Consider the following 6334-nt stretch of genomic DNA (forward strand, 5'->3'; position numbering starts at 1 on the left):
CACCCAGGGGCCGACGTTCTTCTTCCGTAAGACCATGCCGAAGGCCAATGTTGTCTGCCGGATCTACTGTCGATGCCATGACTCTTTCGCGCCGTCGGGTGCTGTTCGGCGCGGCGTTGCTCGGCGTGCTCACCGGGTGCCATTCGCTGCGTGGCACCGCCGCGGCGGACACGCCGACGTCGCAGGCGGGTGCCTTCGAGGTCACCCACACCGATCAGGAGTGGCGGCAGCGGCTGTCAGCCGAGCAGTACGACGTGCTTCGGCACGCCGGCACCGAAATGCCTTTCAGCAGCGCGCTCAACGACGAGCACCGCAGCGGCGTGTTCGGGTGCGCGGGCTGCGCGCTGGACTTGTTCTCATCGGCGACCAAGTTCGACAGCGGCACCGGGTGGCCGAGCTTCTGGAAAACGTTGGACGACGCCGTCATCGAACGCGAGGACTCCGGTCTGTTGATATCGCGTACCGAGGTGTTGTGCCGCCGTTGCGGCGGGCATCTCGGACACGTCTTCAACGACGGACCCGCGCCGACCGGCCTGCGCTACTGCATGAACGGCGTTGCGCTCACCTTCCGGCCGACGTAGCACTCCAATTCTCGGGAGGCTTCTAGTGACGCCGCAGAGTGTCCCAATCGTGCTCTGCTTCCAGTTCGGCGATGAGGCGCGAAGTTCGTTCGCGCATCACCAATGTCACGCCGATTCCGATCACGACGGCCGCCACGAGCGCGATCCACGAGAACCGTGACAGCCACCGCTCGGCGGCGATGCCCGCGTAGTAGATGACGGCGGTGGTACCACCGGCCCACATCACCGCGCCGCTGGCGTTGGCGGCCAGAAAGTGCGCGTACCGCATTTTCAAGGCGCCCGCCAGTGGACCGGCGAAGATCCGCAGCAGCGCGATGAAGCGGCCGAAGAACACCGCCCAGACGCCCCATCGGGCGAAGAGTCGCTTGGCAAGCGCCACGTGTCCCGGCCCGAAGTGCTTGGGGAAGCGATTGCCGAGACGTTCGAACAGTGACATCCCAAAGCGACGGCCGATCGAGTATCCGATCGTGTCGCCGACGATGGCGCCGATGGTGGCGGCCGTCGCGACCCCCACCGGGCTGATGTCGAGGGTATGGCGCGACGACAGCAGGGCCGCACTGACCAGCGCTATCTCGCCCGGCAACGGTATGCCGAGGCTTTCGATGCCGATGACGGTTCCCACGATGAGATACACCGCCAGCGGCGGGATCGTCTGCAGGAAGCCGTCGATGTCCACGGCGCTAACAATGCCATTGGTCGGTCTTTGCCGAGCCGTCATCGGGGGCGTGGCACCCCGCCGGCATCAGCGGACTCGCTGGCTCTGGTCGACCAGCACGGCGCCGTCGGGTTGGTCACCCAGTGTCTGCAGCGCGATGTCGGAACCTTCTGCGGTCAGCCGAATGATCTGCGCCAACTGAGCAGGCGCGTCACATTGCAGGTAATGGTCGGCGGTGGGCAGCAGCCAGTAGCGGTTTCGTCCCGGCTTGTCTTTGAGGTACGTCCGCCATACGTGGTTGGGGACGCGAAGCGGCGCGACGTTGTCATGCACGCCCCAGGCCAGGGAAAGGTTGACGTCGCTCTTGGAAAGTGCTTCGAGCCAACGGGTTTCGTGCTCGGCGCGCTCGTGCAGATACGCAATGGTGTCCGGCAGCACCCGAATGCCGTCGTTGTGTGCAAAGCACGTCGCCAAGGCTGCGATCTCCGGGTCCTCCAGGGTCCGCCGCGGCATGAAGGTGCTCGCTCCCAGGCCCGCCGCCAACAGCTCCGGCGTCGTCACCGCCGCCGTGGCGCGACCGGTCGCGTCGTCGAGAAGTGCGGTTTGAAACGCGGTGAGGTTGGCCAGTGGGAGGTAGATGTTGGCGTTCGTCATGACGACGTCGGCAGGCACGGCGCCGGGATGCTGTGCAGCGAGGATCTCCAGAGCGATCATCCCGACGCTGCTGCCGCGGTCGTGGGTCACCATCAGGTAGTCGGTTAGCTTCCAGACTTCGGTGATCGCGTGCACGAGCAGGCGCGCGTCGTCGAAGAGCGAGTAGACATACGGCGCCGGTGGCTTGTCGGACAGGCCGTAGCCGGGGAAGTCCAGGACGAAGATCTCGAATTCGGCGGCCAATTCCCGCGCCAGCGCGTAATAGTCGATGCTGGATGTGGGGAAGCCGTGTACGCACACCAGCGCCGGTGCGCCAGGTGTGCCCGTTCGCCGGACGAACACGGTGACGTCGGCTCCGTCGTTGGCTTCGGTCGACCGCCACACCAGCGAGGTCGCGCCGTCGCGCCAGTCCGCAAGGATATCCACGATGCCGCCTTAAGACGGTGGTTCGCCGTGCGCCGGGTGACGCCCGTCACAGCAAACAGTACCGATGGGCGATGTGTATTCAAGATCACCCCGCAAAAGTTGATTCACTCAGAATTAACAAGGAGGATCAAAGCGTTGTATCAGTGGGCAGATCGCTCGAGTGGATTACCACAGCAAACACATCCCGTGATCCGGGGTGGCAATAAGGAGTTGAGGAAATGTCTTTCGCGCAGTTCCGCGCAGACGCGAAGCGCGCCCGTAGTCGGCGGCGCATCTATGCACGGATCAACGCAATGCCGGATTCGACTGTTCGCGAGGAGCTGCTGGCCATCGTCCAGCGGCACGAGTTCAGCGAGCGCTGACGCGGCGAACGGCCGCCGGTGCCATACGGCCCTCGGAGATTTCTCCGGGGGCCGTTATTCACCAGCTGACTCTGCTACGAGTACGAGTCACCCCATGCCACGGCGTGCCTGCACTTGGCGACGTGGTCCAGTCTGGCCAGGGCGGCTTCGAGGTCCGCGACCAGAGGTAGCTCACGGTCCGGGTCGCAGATGCGCAGGATCCGCAGCACCGTTGGGCTGCCTGCGACCATCCAGTCCACATCCCGCCGTGCGCACTGCACACTGACGTAGTACAGCGCGGTGAAGCCCTGGCTCCCGAAGAAGTCGACGCCGGTGAGATCCAGGACGAGTTGCTTGGAGACGCGGATGTGGCGGGCGACGAAACGACCGAGCGCCTGGCGATTGGTGGCGTCGACATCGCCGTGAACGCCGATGAGCACGCGCCCGTCGGCAAGTTCTTCAGCTCGAAAGACAGCTCTGCCGGCCCGTTGCACCTCGTCGACGGACGGCCCATGTGCGTATTGCAGTTGAAGTGGGCTGGCAGTGGTCACGTCAACTCCTTCCCCAGCGCGTAACGGCACTCGAGTTCGACTCGAAGGCCCTGCAGTCTGAAGACCGGATCGGAAGGCCCAACTGGTGCACCGACGCCGGCTGGAAACTCAACCGAAGTTGAGGGTACTACGAATTCCGCGAGTTGACGGAAAACTCAGCAATCTCTCAAGAATCCATGCGGTGCTTCGCTTTTCGGATTCATTGTTGTTTGCAAAGGAAACCTGACGGCACCGACTTCTGTTTTTTACGACGGATTCCGTGGCGAGGGAGGCGACCGTCGTCGCATTACTATGTCTTCTAATTATTTTGCTGCAGATCGTCTGCTTCGTCGTCACCTTCGGCAATTCGTGCTTCCCCTGTTTGCCCTTATCGGCATTGTGTGGGTGGTGACATAGGGGATCGCAGTCCTTCGGTGAAGCAACGCACCCTACGATCAAAACGATGACCACAGCGCCGCAACCCTTTGTCACCGAGGCGCCCAGCGGCATCCGCATCGTCTCTGACCGGCTCGGAGATCCGCAGGCTCGCGCTGTGGTGTTCCTGCACGGCGGCGGCCAGACCCGGCGGTCATGGGCGCGCGCCGCCGCCGCGGTGGCCGGTCGAGGCTGGCAGGCCATCACCGTCGACTTCCGCGGGCACGGCGAATCCGACTGGTCGATCGAGGGCGACTACCGCGTCGTCATGTTCGCCGAAGACGTGGCTGCGGTGCTTGCGCAGCTGCCGCCGAACCCCGTACTGGTGGGCGCCTCGCTCGGCGGCTTCACCTCAATGCTGCTCGCGGGTGAGCTGTCGCCGGGCATCGCGAGCGCCGTCGTGCTGGTCGACATCGTGCCGAGCATGAACCCGGCCGGGGCGGCGCGAATCCACGACTTCATGGCCGACCGGATGGTGGAGGGTTTCGGCTCACTCGACGAGGTGGCCGACATGATCGCCGAGTACAACCCGCATCGGCCTCGACCCACCGATCTGAATGGCTTGCGCGCCAACCTTCGTCGTCGCGGTGACCGCTGGTATTGGCACTGGGATCCGCAGTTCATCGACGGCACCGCCGCGAATCCCCCGATCGAGGTAACCGACCCCGATCGCATGCACAAGGCGATCGCAGCGATCCTCGACGACGACGTGCCGATGCTGCTGGTGCGCGGACAGGTCAGCGACCTCGTCAGCGAGGACCGCGCCGACGAGTTCCTCGCTCGCTTCCCCCAGATCGAGTTCGTAGACGTGCAGGGTGCCGGACACATGGTGGCTGGCGATCGCAACGATCTGTTCGCCGAGGCGGTCGTCGACTTCCTCAACCGGCACGCGGGGCACTAGTCATTCCTTACGATCAGCGCATGCGCGGATCCAAGATCTTGATCACCGGACCGAGCGGCCAGGTCGCCGCACCCATCGCGAAGGCCCTCGCGACCGACAACGAGGTATGGGGCATCGCCCGGTTCAGCGACCCGTCGGCGCGTGACAGCCTGGAGAAGGCGGGGGTGCGGTGCGAGACCGTCAACCTGGCCTCGGGCGACTTCAGCGCCCTTCCGACCGATTTCGACTACGTGCTCAACCTCGCGGTTGCCAAGAGCGGCCGGTGGGACAAGGACCTCGGCGCCAACGCGGAGTCGGCCGGCCTGCTGATGGCGCACTGCCGCACCGCGAAGGGCTTCCTGCACTGCAGCTCGGCTGCGGTTTACGATCCGCCCGACGACGAACCCCGCACCGAGCGCGCCGCCCTCGGCGACAACCACAAGCCGATGTTCCCCACGTACTCCATCTCCAAAATCGCCGGCGAGGTCGTCGTCCGGACGATGTCGCGCGCCCTCGGCGTGCCCGCGATCATCGCTCGCCTCAACGTGCCCTACGGCGACAACGGCGGGTGGCCGTTCTTCCACATGGAGATGATGCTCGGCGACATGGCGATCCCCGTCCCGCCCGGCGGCCCCGCGGTGTACAACCCGATCCACGAAGACGACATCATCGCGATGATCCCGAAGCTGCTCGACAAGGCTGCGGTGCCTGCGCCGACCATCAACTGGTGCGGAGAACAAGCCGTCAGCCTCCAGGAGTGGAGCGCCTACATCGGCTCGCTGATCGGCAAAGAACCGGTCTTTGAGAAAAGCGTGCAGGCGCTGCGCGGCAACCCGACCGACGCGACCCTGATGCGCGAGCTTGTCGGTGGAACCACGGTCGACTGGCGCGACGGCTTCCGTCGGATGGTCGCAACGTTCCACCCGGAGCTGGTCGGCTAGTCGATGGCCGAGCGCGTCGAGTTCCCGAGTACTACCGGGCCAACACTGGCCGGACGTGTGGATGTCCCCGAGGGGGAAGCACGCGGGTGGGGTGTCTTCGCGCACGGTTTCACGCTCGGCAAGGACAGCCCGGCCGCCAGCCGGATCTGCAAGCAGCTCGCCAGTGAAGGCATCGGCATGCTGCGCTTCGACAATCTCGGTCTGGGCGACTCAGAAGGGGATTGGGGCGACGGGTCGTTCTCCCACAAGGTCGCCGACACCGTGCGCGCGGTGGAGTTCATGAACGACTCGGGCCGGGAAGTCCGCCTGCTCGTCGGGCATTCCTTCGGCGGCTCGGCGGTGCTCGCCGCCGCCCACGACTGTTCGACGGTCGTGGCCGTGGCCAGCATCGGGGCGCCGTACGACCCGGGCCACGTCGAACACAACTACGACGCGTTGATCGCGCGGATCGATGCCGAGGGCGAGGCGCCGTTCCCGGTCGGCGGCAAGGCGTTGACCCTCAAACGCCATTTCATCGAAGACGTCCGCAACGCGGATCTCCGGGAGCAGATCCGCACCCTGCACCGCGCGCTGCTGGTCATGCATTCGCCCACCGACAACACCGTCGGCATCGCCAACGCAAGCGAGATCTTCCGAGCCGCGCGACACCCCCGCAGTTTCGTGTCCCTGGAAGGCGCCGACCACCTGCTCACCGGCAAAAACCAGGCCGCCCGTGCGGCCCGGATCATCAGCGCCTGGACCGATCCCTATCTGTGACGATTCGGCCGAGGTGTTTCGCCGCAGCTTTACTCGGGTAACTCCGCTTACAACGACAGACGTTGTCGAGCAGCAGGGAAAGGCCCATGAGTGGAAAACATCGCGCACGGTCGTCGAGGTCCAACCTGATAGTCG

8 protein-coding genes are annotated in these 6334 nt (G+C 65.0%); 5 read left to right on the forward strand and 3 right to left on the reverse strand.

The genetic code is table 11. The annotated features are described in order from the left end of the window. Positions 1–77: 77 nt before the first annotated feature. Positions 78–581 carry a peptide-methionine (R)-S-oxide reductase MsrB gene (gene msrB, locus QOJ24_RS12035; protein WP_526261390.1) on the forward strand — a complete coding sequence of 168 codons (504 nt, stop codon included), beginning with the start codon at positions 78–80 and terminating at the stop codon, positions 579–581. 22 nt (positions 582–603) lie between these two features. Here the strand turns inward: msrB and QOJ24_RS12040 are convergent, their stop codons facing one another. Together QOJ24_RS12040 and QOJ24_RS12045 are read right to left on the reverse strand one after the other, a co-directional pair. Further along, positions 604–1257 carry a VTT domain-containing protein gene (locus tag QOJ24_RS12040; RefSeq protein WP_526261392.1) on the reverse strand — a complete coding sequence of 218 codons (654 nt, stop codon included), beginning with the start codon at positions 1255–1257 and terminating at the stop codon, positions 604–606. Between the two features lie 66 nt (positions 1258–1323). Next, entirely contained in the window at positions 1324–2316 is a 993-nt protein-coding gene (locus QOJ24_RS12045) for an alpha/beta fold hydrolase (RefSeq protein WP_526261394.1), read from the reverse strand. 218 nt (positions 2317–2534) lie between these two features. Here QOJ24_RS12045 and QOJ24_RS12050 point away from each other — a divergent pair, with 218 nt between their 5' ends. Beyond that, positions 2535–2678 (forward strand): hypothetical protein, encoded by a 144-nt coding sequence (locus tag QOJ24_RS12050; RefSeq protein WP_526261396.1) that lies wholly within the window; start codon positions 2535–2537, stop codon positions 2676–2678. Between the two features lie 74 nt (positions 2679–2752). On the opposite strand, the gene QOJ24_RS12055 is transcribed toward QOJ24_RS12050, so the two are convergent. Then, positions 2753–3208 (reverse strand): STAS domain-containing protein, encoded by a 456-nt coding sequence (locus QOJ24_RS12055; RefSeq protein ID WP_526261398.1) that lies wholly within the window; start codon positions 3206–3208, stop codon positions 2753–2755. A gap of 442 nt (positions 3209–3650) precedes the next feature. Between QOJ24_RS12055 and QOJ24_RS12060 the strand changes: the two genes are divergently transcribed. Genes QOJ24_RS12060 through QOJ24_RS12070 form a run of 3 tightly spaced genes read left to right on the forward strand, consistent with a single transcriptional unit; the run spans position 3651 to position 6199 of the window. Further along, positions 3651–4523: an alpha/beta fold hydrolase gene (locus QOJ24_RS12060; RefSeq protein WP_526261400.1), complete on the forward strand. Its 873-nt coding sequence runs from the start codon at positions 3651–3653 to the stop codon at positions 4521–4523. 20 nt (positions 4524–4543) lie between these two features. Beyond that, the gene (locus QOJ24_RS12065; RefSeq protein WP_526261402.1) at positions 4544–5443 is read left to right on the forward strand and encodes an NAD-dependent epimerase/dehydratase family protein; all 900 of its coding nucleotides are present in this window, start codon (positions 4544–4546) and stop codon (positions 5441–5443) included. A 3-nt stretch (positions 5444–5446) separates the two neighbouring features. Next, entirely contained in the window at positions 5447–6199 is a 753-nt protein-coding gene (locus QOJ24_RS12070; RefSeq protein WP_526261404.1) for an alpha/beta hydrolase family protein, read from the forward strand. Positions 6200–6334: the final 135 nt, after the last annotated feature.

This window comes from Mycobacterium sp., assembly GCF_032159775.1.
Taxonomy (GTDB): Bacteria; Actinomycetota; Actinomycetes; order Mycobacteriales; family Mycobacteriaceae; genus Mycobacterium.

What these genes read in the sequence shown, in the direction of transcription:
- QOJ24_RS12060 (WP_526261400.1), top strand. Translation starts at nt 3,651, where the DNA reads ATGACCACAGCGCCGCAACCCTTTGTCACCGAGGCGCCCAGCGGCATC.
- QOJ24_RS12065 (WP_526261402.1), top strand. Translation starts at nt 4,544, where the DNA reads ATGCGCGGATCCAAGATCTTGATCACCGGACCGAGCGGCCAGGTCGCC.
- QOJ24_RS12070 (WP_526261404.1), top strand. Translation starts at nt 5,447, where the DNA reads ATGGCCGAGCGCGTCGAGTTCCCGAGTACTACCGGGCCAACACTGGCC.
- QOJ24_RS12050 (WP_526261396.1), top strand. Translation starts at nt 2,535, where the DNA reads ATGTCTTTCGCGCAGTTCCGCGCAGACGCGAAGCGCGCCCGTAGTCGG.
- msrB (WP_526261390.1), top strand. Translation starts at nt 78, where the DNA reads ATGACTCTTTCGCGCCGTCGGGTGCTGTTCGGCGCGGCGTTGCTCGGC.